We start from the raw sequence: 19,413 nt of genomic DNA, 5'->3' as shown, positions 1-19,413 counted from the left end.
ATTTCTGAAAACAGTTATAGATTTTACAAAAGCGATGATCGTTTATCGCGAGGAGTTGCGGTGCGTCTTTCGGGGCTTTCCATCTCTTTCATCGCTGCTGTGGTGTTAAAAGGGGAATGTGCCAGATCCTGCCAAAACGGATGGCCGCGACTTTACGGGAAGCCTGAAAAGCCCCCAGCCTGCAAAGACTTTGTTTGCAGGCTGGGGGTTAATGTATTCTTTTATTCCTTTTGTCCCTGTTTCCTATAGCCCTTCCCGGAAGAAAAAGAGGTGCGGGAACGCAGGGCGGTTTATTCCGTTTTAGAAGCGCCCTGGAGGGCATCAGCTACAGCGGCCGACAGTGGGGTAGTAGGCCTGTCTATAAGCTTGGAGAGCTGTTGGCTATCATCGTACAAAGCACCTTTTGATGCGGCAACGTCCCATCCGGCAATCGCCTGTGCCAGGCCTTCGGGTAAGCCAAAGCTGGTAAGCGCAGCGGCATACTCGTCGGCTGGCAGGTTCTTGTAGGGAATATCCCTGCCCGTCTGCCGGGAGATTTCCGCAGCCAGCTCACGAAGGGTATAAGCTTCGTCGCCTGCGAGTTCATACGTCTTGCCCTCATGACCCTCTCCGGTTAAAACAGCAGCAGCGGCCTCCGCATAATCGGCACGGGTAGCGGTCGACAGTTTACCGTCGCCTGCACTGCCGATAAAAGCACCGCCAGCCAGCGCCCCCGGGATGGAGTTGGTGTAGTTTTCGGTGTACCAGCTGTTGCGCAGGAGCGTGTACGGAATGCCGGCATCTTTTATGGCTGCTTCCGTGGCACGGTGCGATTCTGCCAGGTCTATCGGTGAGGTATCCGCATGCAGGATGCTGGTATAGGTAATCTGCTTTACACCGGCCTTTTTGGCCGCCTCTATTACATTTTTATGCTGCCCGGTGCGCTTCTCTACCTCACTTGCAGAAATCAGTAACAGGCGGTCTACGCCTTCCAGCGCACGTTCAAGCGTTTCAGGCTTGTCGTAATCAGCTTCGCGGGCCTCTACGCCCAGGTCAGCAGCCTTCTGTGGCGAACGGGCAAGGGCAACGATGTTATCAGCAGATTCTTTTTCTTTAAGTTTGCTTACCACGAGGCGGCCAAGTTGCCCCGTTGCTCCAGTAACTCCAATTTTCATAGGCATCACTTGTTTTCGTGTCATTCTTATTCTTTACGCAAGATCCGCTCGCTCTAGTTGGGCAGGGACGGAAATTACTGCCCAGTGGGGGCTATCCGCTCTGCACAAATAAGGGTAGAGCTGGGCGAGGCAACTGGCTGTGGAAGACTTATTTGGAGGCTAAAGCTTGCTGTGCTTCCACGTACAGCCTTTCGACTTCAGACCAGTTTACCACGCTCCAGAAAGAAGAAATGTAGTCGGGGCGACGGTTCTGGTAGTTGAGGTAATAAGCATGCTCCCACACGTCCAGGCCCAGCAGCGGCTGGCCTTGCTTTTCAGCTACGTCCATCAGGGGGTTATCCTGATTTGCGGTGGAGGTAACGGCTAGCTCTCCGTTATTGTCCAGAATCAACCAGGCCCAACCCGATCCGAATCTGGTGGCTGCAGCTTTCTCGAATTCTGCTTTAAAAGCATCTACACTGCCAAACGTGTTGTTAATGGCCTTTTGTAACTCACCGCTCAGGGTGTTTTTGCTTTTGTCGTTGGTGAGCAGTTGCCAGAAAAGGCTGTGGTTATAATGGCCACCTCCGTTGTTACGCACGGCGACAGGAAGCTGCGATGCGTTCTTGAACAGATCACCAGCGGGAAAGCGCCTAAGTTGTTTTCTTCTGTTGCCTTGTTCAGGTTGGTCACATAAGCGTTGTGGTGCTTGCCATGGTGTATTTCCATGGTCGGAGCATCAATAGCAGGCTCCAGCGCATTAGAGGCATAGGGTAAGTCTGGTAATGCATAAGGGAATTTCGTCTTGCTGTTCATATCAGTTATTTTTTGGTTCTGTGCAAAGGTCCGATTTAGTACCGCCGGCTTCAATACCAATACCCCTTAAAAAAGAACCAATTGTACGCATTGTGGCGGTTGTGAGTCATTTGTTTAGGCTTTAAAGCATGTAGTTGCTTGTAGAAATAACCTAAAGCACTTCTTGTTCTGTTGTTAGGAGCAAGTGTGATCTGCGCCGGCGGAAACATCCGAGAAGCTTTGTTCCCATGCCTATCTCCCGCAGCACCCGTAAAATTGGTTCTTCTTTCGGAAGAATGGGAATTGATGCCCCTGCAGGGCCACACTAATTTTGCACCCGAAAACGAGTACCAGGAGATAGCGCTTATCTGTTCCCTGTGTATTTGTCAGCGTAAAACCAAGATTTAACATAACGCATGATTACGATTATTGCAGGCACCAATCGCCCAGACAGCAACGCCCTTAGGGTAGCGAAATACTATAAAAGAAGACTACAGGAGAAAGGGCAGGAGACGAACCTGCTGTCGCTGGCGGAACTTCCGGCTTCTCTTATAGAGAGTGACCTCTATGGTAGCAGAAGTGAAGCCTTTGCCAAAGTACAGAACCTGGTCTCTGGTTCAGAGAAGTTCCTGTTTGTTATTCCTGAGTATAACGGCAGTTTTCCGGGTGTTCTTAAAACGTTTATAGATGCCTGCGAATTCCCGGCGAGCTTTTACGAGAAGAAGGCTGCCCTGGTAGGGGTTTCCTCGGGCCGACAAGGGAACCTGAGAGGAATAGACCATTTTACAGGCGTTGCCAACCATATGCACCTGCACATAATGCCGCTTAAGATCTATTTACCAAGCGTTGAGGCAGAACTGGACGACAACAGCAACCTGCATAAGGAAGGTACGGTGCGGTTCACAGACGAACAGATTGAAAAGTTCATGGCCTTCTAACAGGCCCTAACTGTATCAGCCATCGTCAGCTAATAGTACTTTCAGGCGCAGCCGCGAAGTAAGCCCTAATAAATGCCTTCCATGTAACACCACACCCTAAAATCTTTTCCTATGTATGATGTAAGCAGCCTTGTTCGCTTTGAGCTAGCCCGGCTTATAAGTAAACGCAGGCAGAAGGACCTTTCCCAGGTACTGTACAGCAGCTCTTTCAGTCAGTTAGAGCTTGGCCTGGTAGATGTGATTGACCTGCTGTTTGAGATAGAACAGCAGTACTTCATCCACGTCCCGGACAAGTACCTGGTCCATTCCCTGGAGGATGTTGTCAGCCTGATATGTGGCAATTCCGCTCCTGAACCATTTTCCTATCAAAGCAGTGCCGCAGGAAAAGCTTTGTGCTTTTAGGCAGTGCACTCTTCTTCGCCTCTATCAAAAAGAAACATGACCACAACCAAATGGGTAATAGACCCCGGGCACGCTGATGTACAGTTTAAAGTAAAACACTGGTTATCTCCACGGTCACCGGCTCTTTCAGAAATTTCAGTGGGGGTGCAACCTACCACAACGATGGCTTTGAAAATGCAGAGATCCATTTTACAGTAGACGTGAACAGCCTGAACACGCAGGTAGAGCTGCGTGACAATCACCTGCGGTCCGCTGACTTTTTTGACGCGGGTAAATCCCCCACAGCTTTCAGTCTACCTCCTTTCATAAAGTAAAGGGCAACCTGTATCGTCTCTCCGGGCGCCTGACGACCAAGGGGATTACCAAGCCTGTGGAGCTGCATGCGGAGTTTGGGGGCTTGCACAGGATGCGGAGGGAAACACAAAGGCTGGTTTTGAAGTGAGCGGCCTGGAAGTTTGGCCTAACCTTTAACCCCTTATCGAAGGCCGGCGGGATGGTCTTGAGTGAGGAAATAAAACTGGAGGCCAACATGCAGCTGGTGCAGCAAAAAGCGACAGTTGTTAGCCTACAATGACACCCCCTGCTGCTGTTTAGAGCGTAAGCCCTAACTTAGGAGCTGGAAAGCACAAAAATAAGGAATCAGGAACATGGCGGACATCTCTACTCTCCCCTCTGAAGTGGCGCCGATGTTAGACATTAAGTCTACCATCGGCTATTATTTGTCGCAGAAGAAGAAGGCGCAGCAGACTTTCGGGATGAATAAGTACGAAAGCCTGGACTATGGGGGGGATTTTGCCGTGCTGAGCAATGAGGGGGGAACAGCCAGCGGGCCGCCAATCAAAACAGACCATTATGCCCTGATCCTGTGCCTGAGAGGAAGCAGCACAAAAACAGTAGGCCAATTCACTTTTGCAGTACAGCCTCAAACGGTGCACCTGGTGTCACCTGGCGTTATGAACTCCTTTGAGAACTCCTCGCCCGACCTGCTGCTCTACATGCTGCTCTTCAAGCGGGAGTTTCTGGATGAGAGCTTTATCAGTGGTTCTGTAGTGGACAACCTGTTAGAACTGAATCCGGATTACCCACCGGTTTATAGCCTGGATGCGAACAGCTTTAACTCCATCAAGGGAGGCTTGGAGAGAATCAGCGAAGAGTTTGACAGGGGAGCTCCCTTTCACCTGAACATCATCCGCCTGCAAACGCTGCAGCTGCTCTATGAAATGAACAGAGCCTGCGAGGTCTGCCTGCTGGGCTTCTCGAAGCACATGAACCGGCAGTACCAGTTAACACACGACTTCAGAATGCTGGTAGAGGAAAACTTTCTGACGAAGCGAACGGTAAGCGAGTACGCCGACTTGCTGAACATCTCCGCGAAGCACCTGAGCGAATCAGTGAAAAGGGAAACAGGGGAGAGTGCGCTGGAGATCATCCACCGCAGATTGCTGCGGGAGGCGCAGTACCTACTTTCCTACTCCTCCCTCAGCATAAAGGAAATAGCCCTACACCTGAGGTTCGACACCGCCTCCCACTTTAGCCGCTTCTTTAAACTGAAGACAGGATTAAACCCCAGCCAGTATGGCAAAGCTATTGCCTTGTAGCAGGCTGGTACGGCAACCTATATTATATTATGATGAACCATACAAAGCTGAAAGCATGAAACATATAGCCGTGCTCTCCACGAGCGTACGAACCGAGCGCAACAGCCATCGGGTAGGCCTGTACTTTAAGCGTTTTATTGAGGAGCATCATTTGGCTACTTGCGATCTGGTGGACCTGCTGGATTATAGCTTCCCCATTTTTGAAGAACGTTTACGGTTTATGCCCGATCCGCCGAAGCAGGTGCTTGAATTTGCTGACAGAATAAAACGAGCAGATGGGATTGTGGTAATCACACCGGAGTATAACGGCGGGTATCCTGCCAGTTTAAAGAACGTGATCGACTTATTGTCAGAAGAGTGGAAAGGCAAACCTACCGCCCTGGTCACCGTGTCGACAGGCCCATTCGGAGGTGCCCTGTTGTTGCCTTCCCTTGTGTTCTCCTTATGGAAAAAGAAAGTGTGGACGGTGCCGGCCCGGTACCATGTGCCCAAAGTACACGAGGCCTTTAGTCTAGAAGGAGAGCCGGCAGAGCAGGAGGCTGCCGACAAGCGAACAATGGCTTTCCTGGAAGAACTGGAGTGGTGCATGGAGGCCAGGAAACGGATGCAGGAAGCCCAATAGCACTAAGCAGAGCCTTTCAGTCCCCACTGAAAGGCTTTTGTTTTAGATAAAAGGAGCAGGTTAGTACTTCTTCCGTATCTGTACGGCAGCGGGTAAAGTTTTGACCAGGAGCTAACATGGCAGGGCTTTTCAGCTGTAGTTTCATCACTTTTAGCAGGATAACAGGAAACTTTAGTTAGTTTTTGTTACTTTTAAGATAGTGTCCAATACTTTTTACCTTAAAAGCTTATTTCCAGAAGCAGTGATTTCAAGATGTTCCGGCTTTTCTTGCTGCTGCTCGCGCTTTTAAAAAAATAGTAGCATTTTGAAGTCAGACAAATGCTAACGCAACCTGCTACCGGTCTTTGTCCACTACCCGAATAAATGTATACACCCTATAGTTCTATATAATGCCTCATAAACGAATTGTACCCAGAAAATTAAGCTTCATTTTTCTTGTAGCATGCTGCCTTCTTGCCTATCAAGCAAGCAGCCAGGTAAAACTACCCAGCCTGGTGAGCGACGGTATGGTCTTGCAACGGGACGCGAAGACGAAGGTCTGGGGCTGGGCGGCACCCGGCGAAAAGGTGACTGTAAATTTTAAGGGCAAGTCTTACAAGACAAAGGCCGACGCAGATGGGAAGTGGGCAGTAAGCTTGGCTCCTATGAAAGCAGGCGGACCCTATACCATGGAGATCAAAGCCAGTAACCAGATCACGATCAAAGACATATTGCTGGGCGATGTCTACTTTGTATCCGGGCAGTCAAACATGGTGCATCAGATGTCGCTGCACAATGTAACCTATGCAAATGACATTGCCACGGCCAACTATCCTCAGATAAGGCACTTCTGGATTCCTACCACCACCAATCTGGAGGGGCCTGCGAAGGACTTGCCGCAAAGTGCGTGGAAGACCGCTAATCCACAGGATGTGAATAATTTTTCAGCCGTCGCTTATTTCTTTGCCCGCAAGCTTTACGAGCAGTACCAGGTTCCGATTGGCTTGATCAACGCCAGTGTAGGGGGAACGCCGATCGAAGCCTGGACAAGCAAAGAAGGGCTGAAAGAATTCCCTGCTGCTTTGGCTACGATAGAGAGGAACAGCGACACGAGTTATGTGAACAGTATCAAACGTCGCGCACAGGCAGCTGCTCGGGCCAACCAGAAAAAAGTGGAGCAGGACAAAGGGCTGACGGAGTCCGTGAGATGGTATGAAACTGCTTACAAACCGAAAGGCTGGCGAAACATCAACATCCCGGGTTATTGGGAGGACCAGGGCATCAAGGACCTGAACGGTGTGGTGTGGTACCGGCGCGAAATAGATATCCCTGCCTCCATGACAGGTGTGCCGGCTAAAGTACATTTGGGTAGAATAGTAGATGCTGACGCCTTGTATATAAACGGAGAGCAGGTAGGCAACACCACCTATCAGTATCCGCAGCGCAGATACAGCGTGCCTGCCGGCGTGCTGAAGCACGGGAAAAATACTTTTGTTGTACGGGTAACCAACCAGGGGGGCAAAGGTGGCTTTGTGCCGGACAAGCCTTACTTTATTGAAGCAAACGGACAAACGGTGGACCTGAAAGGCTACTGGCAATATAAGGTAGGGGAAGTCTTTCGTCCAGCTACTGGCGGAAATGGCGGTGATTTTTACTTTAACGCGCAAAATCAGCCCACAGCCCTTTATAACGCCATGGTGGCACCAGCCACTGATTATACCCTTAAAGGAATCCTGTGGTACCAGGGAGAAAGTAATGCGGGTAACCCGGCGGAATATAAAAAGCTCTTGCCCGCTTTAATCAACGACTGGCGAGATAAGTGGCAGCAAGGCAATATTCCGTTCCTGTATGTGCAGCTCCCGAACTTTTTGGAGGTGAATTACCTGCCTTCTGAAAGTAATTGGGCGCTGATGCGGGAGGCCGCCCTGGAGACCTTATCTGTGCCCAACACCGCCATGGCCGTTACCATTGAACTCGGCGAGTGGAATGACATTCACCCTGATAATAAGAAAGATGTAGGAGAGCGCCTGGCGCTGGCAGCACAGGAACTAGTTTACGGCGATAAGAAAGTCGTTTCATCTGGTCCGCTTTTCCAATCCTCCACCATCGATGGCAACAAGATTATCCTGAGCTTTACGCATGTGGGAAGCGGTTTAACCTCGCTTGATGGGGAAGAGCTGGAATGGTTCGCTATTGCCGGAGCCGACAAGAAGTTCGTTTGGGCCAAAGCCAGAATCGAGGGAGATAAAGTAGTGGTGTGGAGTGAGGAAGTACCCGAACCCAAATATGTACGCTATGCCTGGGCTGATAACCCGGCTGGTGTTAACTTCTACAACAAAGAAGGACTGCCGGCCTCCCCGTTCCGGACTGACAAGTAAACCCTAAGATGTGAAAACAATCATCGTATGAAAAAAGCCTTTTATCTACTATTCGCCCTGGCCCTGTCTTCCGCATCAGCGCAACAGGCAGTGAAGTTCTCAGCCTCGGGGCATCCTGCGGTGGTTCATTTTACGGCACAGCAAGACCATCAGCACATGATGGAACAGTTAGGCATACAAGCGCTGCGGCCAGGACCCAGTGGGGATGAAAAGGCGCCCAACCACGCCAATTACGACGAAGCCCTGGCCAACCCCTATCCCAACCTGCCGGAGGTGCTGACGCTCAGGAACGGCAAAAAGGTAACTACGCCCGAGGCTTGGTGGAAAAAGCGCCGGCCCGAGATTGTGGAAGACTTTGAGCGGGAGGTGTATGGCCGGGTACCCGAAAAGGTACCCAGTGTAACCTGGAAGACCCTGATCTCAGAACGGGAGTATGTGGGTTGGATGCCGGTAAACGCCAAGAAGTTGGTCGGCGTGGTGGATAACGCAGCATACCCTTTACTGGAGGTAAATATTGCGATGACGGTGGTGACGCCGGCCAATGCCAAGGGGCCGGTACCGGTCCTGATGATGTTTGGGCCCAGTGCGTTGCCAGCCCCTGCACAGCCTCCCAAGGAAAGCCTGGAGAAGATCAATGCGGCGTTAAAGGAGTTGCTGGTACAGCAGGACCCATCCCTGAAGGAAGTGTTTGAGAAGTACCCGGCTTATAATCCCATTGCCTCACAGGTGCCTCCTTTTGGACCGCCGCCTGCCGGCGATCCGCCCACCACCCATCAGTTGTTAGCGGCAGGCTGGGGCTATGCCCTCATCGAGCCGGGCAGCATTCAGGCCGATAACGGGGCCGGGCTTACCAAAGGGATCATCGGACTGGTAAACAAAGGGCAGCCACGCAAGCCCGACGACTGGGGTGCCTTAAGGGCATGGGCCTGGGGCGCTTCGCGGGGCCTGGACTACCTGGAAACAGACCCGGCGGTGGATGCAAAGCATGTGGGCATAGAAGGCGTGTCCCGCTACGGCAAAGCAGCCCTGGTTGCCATGGCCTTTGACCAGCGTTTTGCCCTGGCCTTGGTTGGGTCTTCGGGGCAGGGAGGGGCCAAACTGCACCGTCGTAATTTTGGCGAAGCAGTAGAGAACCTGACCAGCAGTTACGAATACCATTGGATGGCCGGAAACTACCTGAAGTATGGCGCTGAAAAAGCCTCTTTCGGTTCTAAAAACGCCAACGACCTTCCGGTAGATGCCCATCAGTTAATTGCCTTGTGCGCCCCCCGTCCTACCTTTATCAGCTATGGCATACCGGAGCAAGGGGATGCCAAATGGGTAGACCAACAGGGGAGCTACATGGCCACCGTTGCCGCTGGTCCGGTATTTAAACTGTTAGGCGCCAAAGACCTGGGGGTAGGCCATGAGTACAAAACAGCTAAAATGCCGGCTGTTAATGTGGGCCTGCTGGAGGGAGAGTTAGCCTGGCGCCAGCACGATGGCGGCCATACCGACGCCCCGAACGTGAAACACTTTATTCCGTGGGCAAACAAATTTATCAAAGGGAAGGCTGCAGTTACGCCTTAACCACCAGCGGACGGCCTTTCGGGAGGTGAGCCGGCAGGTAAGTTATGATATAAATGCGTTTGCGGAGCCAATGTTTGCTTAAATAAGCAATGGCTCCGCAAATTCTTTTTTATAGGCCTTGGGTGTCCGGCCGGTGAAGGCCTTGAACTGCCGGTTAAAGTTGGAGAGGGTTTGAAAGCCACATTCGTAGCAGGCCTGTGAGACCGTCAGGTTGGTTTCTACGAGCAGCTTACAGGCATGCCCAATGCGGATCTCGCAGACGAAGCCGGAGAAGGTCTTGTTCGCATGGGTTTTAAAGTAGCGGCTAAAGGAAGCCGGGGCCATGTTGGCGATGGTGGCGGCCTCTTCCAGGCTGATGCTGCTTTTGAAATTCTTCATCACATAGGCATGCACCTTGTTCATCCTTTCTGTGTCAGAAGCCTTTAGCGTATTGGTATAGCCCAGGCTGGCAATGGGCTGGCAGCAGTTAGCCTGGGCGAGCACGTGCAGGATCTGCAGAAACTGCAGCACCTTATCAAAGCCATCCAGCTTTAGCAGCTGCCGTAACAGGCTTTTCACCTTTTCGGCTGTGCTGCCCACTACGTCTACGCCCCGGCAGGCCATCTGGAAAAGATGCTTGACCCGGTGCATTTCTTCTTTCTGCAGAAAAGCATTGCCCAGAAAATCTTCCTGAAAGTACACGACGATGCCTTCGGTCCAGTAATCCGCCCTGCCTTCAAAGTACTCGGCATCACTGCGCCAGAGGTGGGGCAGGTTTGGGCCGATAAACACCATGTCGCCTTCACGGAAAGGCTTTACCTGGTCGCCGATAAAGCGGGTGCCACTGCCGCGAAGCACCACAAAGAGCTGGTACTCGGGGTGAAAATGCCAGTTCGCGTCGAAGTGCGCTTCTTTCAGGTACTTCACCACAAATGCTTGGCTGGCAGGGATAGGGGATTTTTGAAGTGCTAACTTCATGTTACACTTTTTTGTCTGGTTAGGCGCTTGTTTTTCCGCTAAATGTTAAAATTCAGTCATAATCTGCAAAAAAAGAGTGAGTTTTTCAAACGTAATATGTTGAAATTGAGCAGTCACTAACCATTTATGCTGCTTATGAAAAACATAGCGCCTAAAATCCTCCTGCTACTGCTTGGAGGCCTGCTGTTTTCTTGTAATGCCCTTCGCGAGCAAGATGATACCGGACCCAGGAGATTAGAGCTCCTGTTCCTGGGGCACAACAGCGAGCACCACAACTCGGCTGCTTACATGCCCCTGCTGGGAGGTTCCCTTGCAAAGGAGGGGATTAACCTGACCTACACGGATGACCTAAGTGACCTGAACGAGGAGAACCTGGCGCAGTATGACGGGCTGATCATTTATGCCAACCACGAGCAGATCAGTCCTTCGCAGGAGGAAGCCCTGGTAAACTTTGTGGAAGAAGGGAAGGGACTCGTACCGGTGCATTGTGCCAGCTTCTGCTTCCAGAATTCAGAAAAGTACATCGAAATGGTAGGGGCACAGTTTCAAAAACACGAGACAGGTGTTTTTCAGGCCCACATCACGAACAAAGAGCATCCCCTCATGAAAGGAGTAGAGGAATTCTCTACCTGGGATGAAACCTACGTGCACCAAAAGCACAACCCTAACCGCACCATTTTAATGGAGAGGGTAGAAGGCGAGCACAGCGAGCCCTGGACCTGGGTGCGCGAGCAGGGCAAGGGCAGGGTGTTTTACACGGCCTACGGGCACGACGAGCGCACCTGGAACCATCCTGGCTTCCACAAGCTGATGAGGGAAGGCATTCTCTGGGCGGTGGGCGACCAAGCCAAGGCCCAGTGGGAAGAGTTTCGCAAGTCTATGCCCAACCTGGTGTACCGGCCCGAAGCCAACATCCCGAATTACGAGAACCGCGACCCCGCCCCCTTATACCAGGAGCCCCTATCGCCGGAAGAGTCCCAGAAGCTGATACAGGTGCCGGCTGGCTTTAAGCTGGAGTTGTTTGCTTCGGAGCCAAATATCATCAACCCCATCGCCATGGAGTGGGACGAGCGTGGCAGGCTTTGGGTGATCGAAACAGTGGATTACCCTAACTCTGTGCGCGACGAAGATGGAGTAGGCGATGACCGTATCAAGATCTGCGAGGATACCGACGGAGATGGCAAGGCAGACAAGTTCACGGTGTTTGCCGATAAGCTGAACATCCCGACCAGCATGACCTTTGCCAGGGGAGGGCTTATTGTAGCACAGGCCCCGCACTTCCTCTTCTTAAAGGACACGGATGGCGATGACCGTGCCGATGTCAGAGAGGTTTTGATAGACGGGTGGGGTACGTTCGACACGCATGCCGGCCCTTCTAACCTTAAGTACGGCATCGACAACCAGATCTGGGGGGTAGTAGGCTATTCAGGCTTTGATGGCACCATTGCAGGCCAGCCCCGTAAGTTCAGCCAGGGCGTCTACCGCTTTGCACCCGATGCCTCCACTTTCGAGTTTGTAGGCAAGACCAGCAACAATACCTGGGGCCTGGGCTTTACCGAGGCAAACGACGTGTTTGCCTCAACGGCAAATAACGTGCACAGTGTGTTTGTGGGCATCCCCAGCAAACACTTCCAGGACGTGGAAGGCATACCGGCAGATGGCAGTGCCAAAATAGACGGCCATTATGCCATGCATCCCATTACAGACAAAGTGCGGCAGGTAGATGTATTCGGCGGCTTTACCGCTGCATCCGGACATAACTTTTATACGGCCCGGAACTACCCGGAAGCATACTGGAACAAGGTAGCGCTGGTGTGCGAACCAACCGGGCACCTGGTGCACATGGCAAAAATAGAAAAGGAGGGCGCCGGCTTTGTGGAAAAAGACGGATGGAACCTGCTGGCCAGCGCCGATGAGTGGGTGTCGCCGGTAGAAGCCAAAGTCGGTCCTGATGGGGCCGTGTGGGTGCTGGACTGGTACAACTTTATTATTCAGCATAACCCTACTCCTTCACCGGAGCGCGGCGGCTACCAGGCAGAGAACGGGGCGGGCAACGCTTACGAAAACCCACTGCGCGACAAGTCGCACGGACGCATCTGGCGCGTGGTACACAAGCAGGCAAAGGATCACGAACCTATCGAACTGGACAAAGAAGACACCGGGCAACTGCTTGAGGCACTGGGGAACGACAACATGTTCTGGCGCCTGACCGCCCAGCGCCTGTTGGTGGAGCGGGGCAAAACAGACGTGCTGCCGGCCCTCTATGATCTTGTGAAAAACAGCCAGGCAGATGCACAGGGCTTTAACCCGGCTGCCCTGCATGCCCTCTGGACCATCCAGGGCCTGGGTGCCCTGGAAAAGGGTGATAAGGAAGCCGTGGCGGTGGTAAAGGCGGCTCTCAAAAATGAGGCCACTGCTGTACGGAAAGCAGCCTTGCAAACACTCCCGAATGCTACATGGGCGAACGAGGCCTTTCTGCAGTCGAACCTCATCAAGGACTCAGACCCCAACACCCAACTGGCCGCTCTGCTGAAACTGGCAGAGCAGGAACCCTCCGATGCCCTGGGCAAAACGCTGTATGCCCTTTCTAAAACAGATGAAGTGAAGCAGGACGTTTGGCTTTCGAAAGCTGTTTATGTGGCGGCGAACCGCCATGCGAAAGGCTTTATGGCTGCTTTCCTGCAGGAACATCCAGACTACGGAAAGCAGCGGCAACAACAGGCCAAGGCAGAGTCCATAGCAAGAGAGCAACCGGCAATGGACGATGCCCATTGGAAACTGATGAAGCTGCCGACCTATATTGAGAATGCCGGCCTCGACATGGATGGAGAAGTGTGGTTCAGGCGGGTAGTGGATGTGCCGGCAGGCATCGCAGGCCGCAAAGCCATGCTGTCGCTGGGCCCGATAGACGATACTGATGAGACCTGGGTCAACGGCGTGAAGGTGGGCGGCATGCAGAGCAGCTGGGACAAAAAGCGCCTCTACCAGGTGCCGGCCGGGGTACTGAAAGCTGGCAAAAACGTGGTGGCTGTGCGCTTGGAAGACACCGGTTCGGCAGGGGGCTTTGGCGGTAAAGCCGAAGAGCTGTTCCTGGAAGCCGGCGGGAAGAAGCTTCCGCTTTCCGGTGACTGGAAATACGAGGTAACCAACGTGCTGAACGGAGGAGACAAAAACATCCTGCTGGAGGAAGGCGTTGCCGAGGTCTTTGCCAAAGCTAACTGGAACAGGGCAGCGCAGAGAGCGGCAGGAGCGACTGCTTCGGCTGAGGCACCCCAGCAGATCCGGATTAGCGTGATCAAAAATGAAATGAAGTATAACCTGAAGGACTTTACGGTGGAAGCCGGCAGACCGGTGGAGATCATTTTTGAGAACCCGGACTTTATGCAGCATAACCTGGTGATCACCAAGCCGGGAGCACTGGAAACGGTAGGTGCCGCTGCCGATAAACTGGCAAGCGCCAAAAATGGGGCTGACCTGCAGTATGTGCCCCAGATGCCGGAGGTTCTCTTCAACACCAAGCTGGTTAATCCAGAGGAAACCGTAAAGCTGACGTTTACCGCTCCGGACAAGACGGGCGACTACCCTTACGTTTGCACCTTCCCTGGCCATTGGCGCATCATGAACGGTACCATGAAAGTGGTGCCGGCGAAGAAGCCTTTGTAAAGAGAGCAGGGAGTGTGGCAGGTGCACCAGTACAAAGCAGCACCCGCCACACCTCCTGTGCCTAAAAGAAAATCAGATGATAACCGACCATCTGCCGCGACTAGTCCAGCGAGGCAGGCTGCTTTTATCCTGTAGCGGAAGTCGCCGGAAAAGAAGCCTTGCAGGTGAGTCTCAAGACAAATACACAACATGATGAACGTACGCTTTGGAGTAAGCACCTGGCTGTGGACCTCTCCCTTCTCTACCGACAGCATCCGTCTTTTCCCTAAGATCAAAGCCATGGGCTACGATGCCGTGGAGATTCCGGTGGAGGACCCTGCGCTGATAGATGTAGGAAAAGTAAAGGAAGCCCTGATCGAAAACGGCTTGGAGGCGCTTGTATGCGGTGCCTTTGGAACCAGCCGCGACCTTACGCATGACGACCCGGCCTATCATAAAAACAGCTTCGACTACATCAGTGCCTGCCTGGCTATATGCGAGGGGCTGGGGGCAACGTTTTTCGGAGGCCCCATGTACTCGGCCGTCGGCAAAGCACGCCTGGTGTCGCCCGAGCAGAAGCAGCGGGAGTGGGAGCGGGCTGTGGTGAACCTCCGTAAAGTAAGTCAGCTGGCTGCGGATAGGGGGCTGGAGATAGCCCTGGAGCCACTCAACCGCTTCGAGTCTGACCTGGTGAATACCGCAGCCGACGTGATGCGGTTGATCCAGGATATCAATCATCCGGCTGCCAAGGTGTTGCTCGACGGTTTTCACATGAACATCGAAGAGCCTGACATTGAAAAAGCCATCGTGCGGGCAGGCGACAAGCTGTTACACGTGCAGGTCTCCGAAAACTACCGGGGCACGCCGGGCACGGGGCAAACCCGCTGGGATGCTTACAAGCGTGGCCTGGAGGCCATCCATTACGAGGGCACCATCTCCATCGAAAGCTTTACTCCAGAGGTGAAGGAGTTGGCGGGGGCTGTATGCATCTGGCGCCCGCTCGTACCCAGCCAGGATGGTTTTGCCCGGGAAGGCCTGGCTTTCCTGAAAAAATGGGCCGGTGTGCCTAGTGCTCCCCTGAAAGTAGAAGAGGTGTAGCGCTTTTATTCCCCAGCCCGGGGCCAAGAAATCAGCAAAGCCCTAACCTGGGAGGCATGAAGCTCGCCAAGCTGATTCCTATCCCTCAGACGATTTAATTCTTGTTATAAGCAATTTTAAAAGACAAAACCCATGAGCCAGAAGAAAATAAACATAGCCATTGTCGGCTTAGGCTTTGGTGCCGAGTTTATTCCAATTTACCAGCGCCACCCCCATGCCAACCTGTATGCCATTTGCCAGCGCACCCGCTCAAAGCTGGATGAAATTGGCGATGCCTTTGGCATAGAAAAGCGCTATACTTCTTATGACGAACTGCTGGAAGACCCGGAAGTGGACGCGGTGCACATCAACACGCCTATCCCGGACCATGGGATTCAGTCGATCAAAGCCTTGAAGGCCGGCAAGCACGTGGCCTGCACAGTGCCCATGGCCACGACTGTGGAAGAGTGCCAGCAAATTGTGGAACTTACCCAGCAGACAGGCCTTACCTACATGATGATGGAAACAGTGGTGTATGCGCGGGAATTCCTCTTTATGAAGGAGCTGTATGAAAAGGGGGAACTGGGTAAGGTACAGTTCTTAAAAGCCAGTCACCAGCAGGACATGGACGGCTGGCCCAACTACTGGCCGGGGCTGCCCCCTATGCATTATGCCACCCACTGCGTTGGGCCCGTACTGGGTTTGACCCGTGATGAGGCCGAGTACGTTTCCTGCTTTGGCTCGGGCACCATTCGCGAAGAACTGCAGGGGCACTATAACTCTCCTTATGCTGTGGAAACTACTCACATCAAATTCCGCAATTCTGACCTGAGCGCGCAGGTTTACCGTTCGCTGTTCGACGTGGCCCGCCAATACCGGGAGAGCTTTGAGGTGTACGGCTCTAAAAAGTCTGTGGAGTGGCCTTTGATCGAAGGGCGGCCACTGGTTCTACACACTGCCAAGCGGCCTGAGCCGGAGATACCGGAGGAGGTAGAAAGCCCGGATTATGCCCACCTGCTACCCGAGCCTATCCAGGGCTTTACGCGTGGGGGAGTTTACGACTCTGACGAGCACCAGCACCTTTCCTTTACGCAGGGAGCGGGGCACGGCGGATCGCACCCGCACCTGGTGCATGCTTTTGTGAGTGCCCTGGTTACAGGAGAAGACCCTTACCCGAATGCCCGGCAGTCAGCCAACATTACCTGCGTGGGCATACTGGCCCATGAGTCGGCCAAAAGAGGAGGGGAGATCATTCGCCTGCCAGAGTTTACCCTTACCCCACAGATGGAAAGCGCGGTGCTATAAGGCGTGGACTATCCTCCGGTACAGAAAACGGAATGATTATAAAGAAAAGCGTTGGAAAGACTCCAACGCTTTTTATTTCCCTTCGGAGTACCTCCTAGCTTCTCATTCTAACCTTGGTTGGCGGTAAGAGACAAAGACAGAGGTTGTCGTAGGGCTACTCAGCCATGGTTGGCCTCTTTGCTTTCGAATGTCCCTTTACCATCTCCAGCGGCCTCTGTTCTTCTTTTTCTCTGTCTTTTTTTCCTTTCCAAAGACCCGGTCAAAAAGCCGGTCCAGGAAAGAGCCCTCTTTTTCCTCAGGGGCCGGAGCGGGGGGGCGATAGGAGTCACAGGCCAGGCGGGCTTCCACACCGGGAGGCAAGGGGTCAAACCGGCTGTAAAAGTAACCCGGAAAAGCAGGGTCGATGGCGATGCGCCGCATAAAGTCGCCCCACACGGGCAGGGCCGTGCGGGAACCCTGGCCCAACTCCAGCGACCGGAAGCCCACCTTCGGGCTCTCCGCACCTACCCATACACCTGTTACCAGCTTAGGCGTGATCCCGATAAACCAGCCGTCGGCGTGCTCCTGGGTGGTGCCTGTTTTGCCGGCGATGTCCATCTTCAGCCCGTACTCAGCGCGAAGTCGGGCAGCGCTGCCTTCTTCCACCACACCCTGCAGGAGTTGCAGCATGATGGCCGCATTCGTCCTGGAGAGTACTTTCTCCCGCTGCTGGTGTATCCCGTGCTGACGCAGAACCTTGCCCTTCCGGTCTGTGATTTTAACCACATAAACCGGGGGCACCCGGTAGCCCCCATTGGCGAAGGAGGCGTAGGCGCTCACCATTTCCAGCAGTGAGAGGTTGGCGGTGCCTAGCGCAAGCGAGGGCACCTCGGGCAGCTCGCTCTGAATGCCGAGCCGGTGTGCCATGTCCACCGTTCGGTCTACCCCCGTTTCCATGATCAGCTGGGCAGAGATGGTGTTGACGGAGTGCGCCAGGGCTCCCCGCATGCTATACTCCCCGCCATACTGCCCGGTGGCGTTTTGCGGCGACCAATCCTGGTAGTCTGTATAGGTTCTGCGTTCATTCGGGAAATACGTGCAGGGGGGGATGCCTTTCTCGAGGGCGGCGGCGTACACGAAGGGCTTAAAGGTGGAGCCTACCTGCCTGCGCGACAGCACGTGGTCGTATTTAAAGGCCTCGTGGTTGATGCCACCCACCCAGGCCCGGACGTAGCCAGTCTGCGGCTCCATGGCGAGCAGCCCGGTATTGAGCAGGCGAGCGTAGTGGCGCAGCGAGTCGAGGGGGCTCATCTCTTTTTTGGTGCTGCCGCCCCAGCTAAAGACACTCATCGAGACAGGCTTCTTAAACGCCTCTAGGATGGCCTCTTCCGGCAGGCCGGCCTGCTGCATTTTTCTGTACCGGTCAGAGCGCTGCATGGCATGCTGTACCACGGCCTCGTCTTTTCCCCAGGGAGCCCGGCCCTTCCAGTGTTTGTCGAACCTTTCCTGCAGTTGGGCCATTTTGCGGCACACCGCACGCTCGGCATGCACCTGCATCCCGGCGTCGATCGTGGTATAGATCTTTAAGCCATCGGTATAGAGGTTGTATGGCTCTCCGTTCTCTTTCTCCTGCTTGCTGCACCAGGCTGCCAGCTCCTGGCGCAACTGTTCCCGAAAGTAGGGGGCCAACCCATCGTGATGCGTCGTGTAGTTGTAGTCCAGGGCAAGCGGTAACCCCTTCAGGGAGTCAGCCTCGGCAGGGGAGAGGTAATTATACTTGGCCATCTGGCTCAGCACCACGTTGCGCCGCCGCAGCGCCGCCTCCGGGTGCAGCCTGGGGTTATACGTGGTGGTAGCCTTCAGCATACCGATGAGCACGGCGGCCTCTTCTGCTTTCAGGGAATCTGCCGAAGTGTTGAAGAACCGCCGGGCAGAGCGCTCGATGCCGTAAATGTTCCCACCCATGGGCACCGTGTTCAGGTACAGTTCCAGGAGCTCTTTTTTCGAGTAGATGCCCTCCAGCTTATGGGCAGTAACAATCTCGCGCAGTTTGTTCATGGGCGTGCTGAAGAGCCCGTAGTCCCGGCGGGGATACAGGTTCTTGGCCAGTTGCTGGCTTAGGGTACTCCCGCCGCCGCTTTCCTCCTGCAACAGCAGCGATTTGATCAGCACCCGGGAGGAGCTGCGCACGTCCACGCCGCTGTGCTGGTAGAAACGGGCATCCTCGGTGGCGATCAAAGCGTCGACGGCTACCGGGGAGATGTCCTCGTACCGGACGTTGGTGCGGTCTTGTATATAATAGCGGCCCAGCAACTCACCCCCCGCCGCGTACACCTCCGAGGCCGTATTGTTCTGTATCGCTTTTAAGGCATGACGGGAAGGGACACCCCCCAACAAGCCCATATAAACAGCCAGGTAAATGACAAAGAAGCACAGGGCCAGGAACAGTAGCACCCGGCGAGCACCGGGCCAGAGGAACATAAAGTCCTGCAGGCGTGCCCTGCGCCAGTCGAACTCCCGGAGCCGGTCTTTTTGCCTTCTCCAGTAGTGGGCTGTCAGTTTGTCCTGGTGGCGTTCGTAAATCCTGTGGCCTCCTTTCCATAAGAACAGGACAACAGGCCGCAGCACGTACAGCATCAGGACTTTTAGGATAAAGCGCAGGATGCGCAGGAAAAAGTGGAATATTTTCAAGGTATACAGCTTGTGTTCCTTCGCTCGCTATACTCCGAAGCAAAGGGGCTGGTTACGGATAGCAAACTTCATTCCACTAGGCAAGCAGTAAAAATCGAAGAGGGGAAGAAGCCTGCACCCACCGCTTAGCAAGTTTCTGTTTTTTGTAGCTATCGTGGGAGCCTCCTGACGAAAGGGCGCTGGCCGCTCAGCGCTGCTCTTGAATTCTGCTAAAGGCAGGTCGCATGGTAAGGGGTGAAGCTCTTTGGTTTGCTGGGAGAGGACCAATTGAGTATGGTCCTGTTCTTTTTGTCTTTCAGCTATATACACCTGCGGGCTTCTGCTATTCCTCCTTATAGGCTATATATC

The 19,413-nt window shown here is 53.6% G+C and carries 12 protein-coding genes and 2 pseudogenes; 10 read left to right on the top strand and 4 right to left on the bottom strand.

All coding sequences use genetic code 11. The features are described from left to right. Nucleotides 1-290 precede the first annotated feature (290 nt). Both CHB92_RS21565 and CHB92_RS21560 read right to left on the bottom strand, forming a co-directional pair. On the bottom strand, nt 291-1,154 hold the full coding sequence (locus tag CHB92_RS21565; protein ID WP_089321315.1) for an SDR family oxidoreductase: 864 nt from the start codon (nt 1,152-1,154) through the stop codon (nt 291-293). Between the two features lie 148 nt (nt 1,155-1,302). Further along, a pseudogene (locus CHB92_RS21560) lies at nt 1,303-1,949 on the bottom strand (superoxide dismutase). A 395-nt stretch (nt 1,950-2,344) separates the two neighbouring features. Here CHB92_RS21560 and CHB92_RS21555 point away from each other — a divergent pair. The 7 genes and pseudogenes from CHB92_RS21555 to CHB92_RS21525 all read left to right on the top strand — a co-directional run bounded on the left by CHB92_RS21555 (nt 2,345) and on the right by CHB92_RS21525 (nt 9,414). Beyond that, nucleotides 2,345-2,866, top strand: a complete 522-nt coding sequence (locus tag CHB92_RS21555) for an NADPH-dependent FMN reductase (RefSeq protein ID WP_089321314.1) — start codon at nt 2,345-2,347, stop codon at nt 2,864-2,866. A gap of 111 nt (nt 2,867-2,977) precedes the next feature. Next, nucleotides 2,978-3,268, top strand: a complete 291-nt coding sequence (locus CHB92_RS21550) for an acyl carrier protein (RefSeq protein WP_089321313.1) — start codon at nt 2,978-2,980, stop codon at nt 3,266-3,268. Nucleotides 3,269-3,366: 98 nt separating this feature from the next. Continuing rightward, nucleotides 3,367-3,710 (top strand): annotated as a pseudogene (locus CHB92_RS26410) (YceI family protein). Between the two features lie 205 nt (nt 3,711-3,915). Continuing rightward, nucleotides 3,916-4,866, top strand: coding sequence for a helix-turn-helix domain-containing protein (locus CHB92_RS21540; protein ID WP_089321312.1), 951 nt, complete (start codon nt 3,916-3,918; stop codon nt 4,864-4,866). A 55-nt stretch (nt 4,867-4,921) separates the two neighbouring features. Then, nucleotides 4,922-5,488: an NADPH-dependent FMN reductase gene (locus CHB92_RS21535; RefSeq protein WP_089321311.1), complete on the top strand. Its 567-nt coding sequence runs from the start codon at nt 4,922-4,924 to the stop codon at nt 5,486-5,488. Nucleotides 5,489-5,877: 389 nt separating this feature from the next. Beyond that, a complete protein-coding gene (locus tag CHB92_RS21530; RefSeq protein WP_089321310.1) occupies nt 5,878-7,845 on the top strand; it encodes a sialate O-acetylesterase in 1,968 nt (655 codons plus the stop codon). Between the two features lie 27 nt (nt 7,846-7,872). Next, nucleotides 7,873-9,414 (top strand): glucuronyl esterase domain-containing protein, encoded by a 1,542-nt coding sequence (locus tag CHB92_RS21525; protein ID WP_089321309.1) that lies wholly within the window; start codon nt 7,873-7,875, stop codon nt 9,412-9,414. Nucleotides 9,415-9,492: 78 nt separating this feature from the next. On the opposite strand, the gene CHB92_RS21520 is transcribed toward CHB92_RS21525, so the two are convergent. Continuing rightward, nucleotides 9,493-10,371 (bottom strand): AraC family transcriptional regulator, encoded by an 879-nt coding sequence (locus CHB92_RS21520; RefSeq protein ID WP_089321308.1) that lies wholly within the window; start codon nt 10,369-10,371, stop codon nt 9,493-9,495. Between the two features lie 135 nt (nt 10,372-10,506). On the opposite strand from CHB92_RS21520, the gene CHB92_RS21515 reads away from it, so the two are divergent. The 3 genes from CHB92_RS21515 to CHB92_RS21505 all read left to right on the top strand — a co-directional run bounded on the left by CHB92_RS21515 (nt 10,507) and on the right by CHB92_RS21505 (nt 16,395). Further along, entirely contained in the window at nt 10,507-14,034 is a 3,528-nt protein-coding gene (locus CHB92_RS21515) for a PVC-type heme-binding CxxCH protein (RefSeq protein WP_089321352.1), read from the top strand. Nucleotides 14,035-14,223: 189 nt separating this feature from the next. Next, on the top strand, nt 14,224-15,111 hold the full coding sequence (locus CHB92_RS21510) for a sugar phosphate isomerase/epimerase family protein (RefSeq protein WP_245842790.1): 888 nt from the start codon (nt 14,224-14,226) through the stop codon (nt 15,109-15,111). Nucleotides 15,112-15,243: 132 nt separating this feature from the next. Further along, nucleotides 15,244-16,395 (top strand): Gfo/Idh/MocA family oxidoreductase, encoded by a 1,152-nt coding sequence (locus tag CHB92_RS21505; protein ID WP_089321307.1) that lies wholly within the window; start codon nt 15,244-15,246, stop codon nt 16,393-16,395. Between the two features lie 195 nt (nt 16,396-16,590). Here CHB92_RS21505 and CHB92_RS21500 read toward each other — a convergent pair whose 3' ends face one another. Continuing rightward, entirely contained in the window at nt 16,591-19,065 is a 2,475-nt protein-coding gene (locus tag CHB92_RS21500) for a penicillin-binding protein 1A (RefSeq protein ID WP_245842789.1), read from the bottom strand. Between the last annotated feature and the right edge of the window lie 348 nt (nt 19,066-19,413).

It is taken from the genome of Pontibacter ummariensis (genome assembly GCF_900188175.1).
GTDB classification, from domain to species: Bacteria; Bacteroidota; Bacteroidia; order Cytophagales; family Hymenobacteraceae; genus Pontibacter; species Pontibacter ummariensis.
This window is presented reverse-complemented; position numbering and strand designations above follow the sequence as displayed.

Excerpts from the sequence above, each read along its gene's own strand:
- CHB92_RS21565 (WP_089321315.1), bottom strand. The coding sequence starts at position 1,154 with ATGAAAATTGGAGTTACTGGAGCAACGGGGCAACTTGGCCGCCTCGTG.
- CHB92_RS21555 (WP_089321314.1), top strand. The coding sequence starts at position 2,345 with ATGATTACGATTATTGCAGGCACCAATCGCCCAGACAGCAACGCCCTT.
- CHB92_RS21550 (WP_089321313.1), top strand. The coding sequence starts at position 2,978 with ATGTATGATGTAAGCAGCCTTGTTCGCTTTGAGCTAGCCCGGCTTATA.
- CHB92_RS21540 (WP_089321312.1), top strand. The coding sequence starts at position 3,916 with ATGGCGGACATCTCTACTCTCCCCTCTGAAGTGGCGCCGATGTTAGAC.
- CHB92_RS21535 (WP_089321311.1), top strand. The coding sequence starts at position 4,922 with ATGAAACATATAGCCGTGCTCTCCACGAGCGTACGAACCGAGCGCAAC.
- CHB92_RS21530 (WP_089321310.1), top strand. The coding sequence starts at position 5,878 with ATGCCTCATAAACGAATTGTACCCAGAAAATTAAGCTTCATTTTTCTT.
- CHB92_RS21525 (WP_089321309.1), top strand. The coding sequence starts at position 7,873 with ATGAAAAAAGCCTTTTATCTACTATTCGCCCTGGCCCTGTCTTCCGCA.
- CHB92_RS21520 (WP_089321308.1), bottom strand. The coding sequence starts at position 10,371 with ATGAAGTTAGCACTTCAAAAATCCCCTATCCCTGCCAGCCAAGCATTT.
- CHB92_RS21515 (WP_089321352.1), top strand. The coding sequence starts at position 10,507 with ATGAAAAACATAGCGCCTAAAATCCTCCTGCTACTGCTTGGAGGCCTG.
- CHB92_RS21510 (WP_245842790.1), top strand. The coding sequence starts at position 14,224 with ATGATGAACGTACGCTTTGGAGTAAGCACCTGGCTGTGGACCTCTCCC.
- CHB92_RS21505 (WP_089321307.1), top strand. The coding sequence starts at position 15,244 with ATGAGCCAGAAGAAAATAAACATAGCCATTGTCGGCTTAGGCTTTGGT.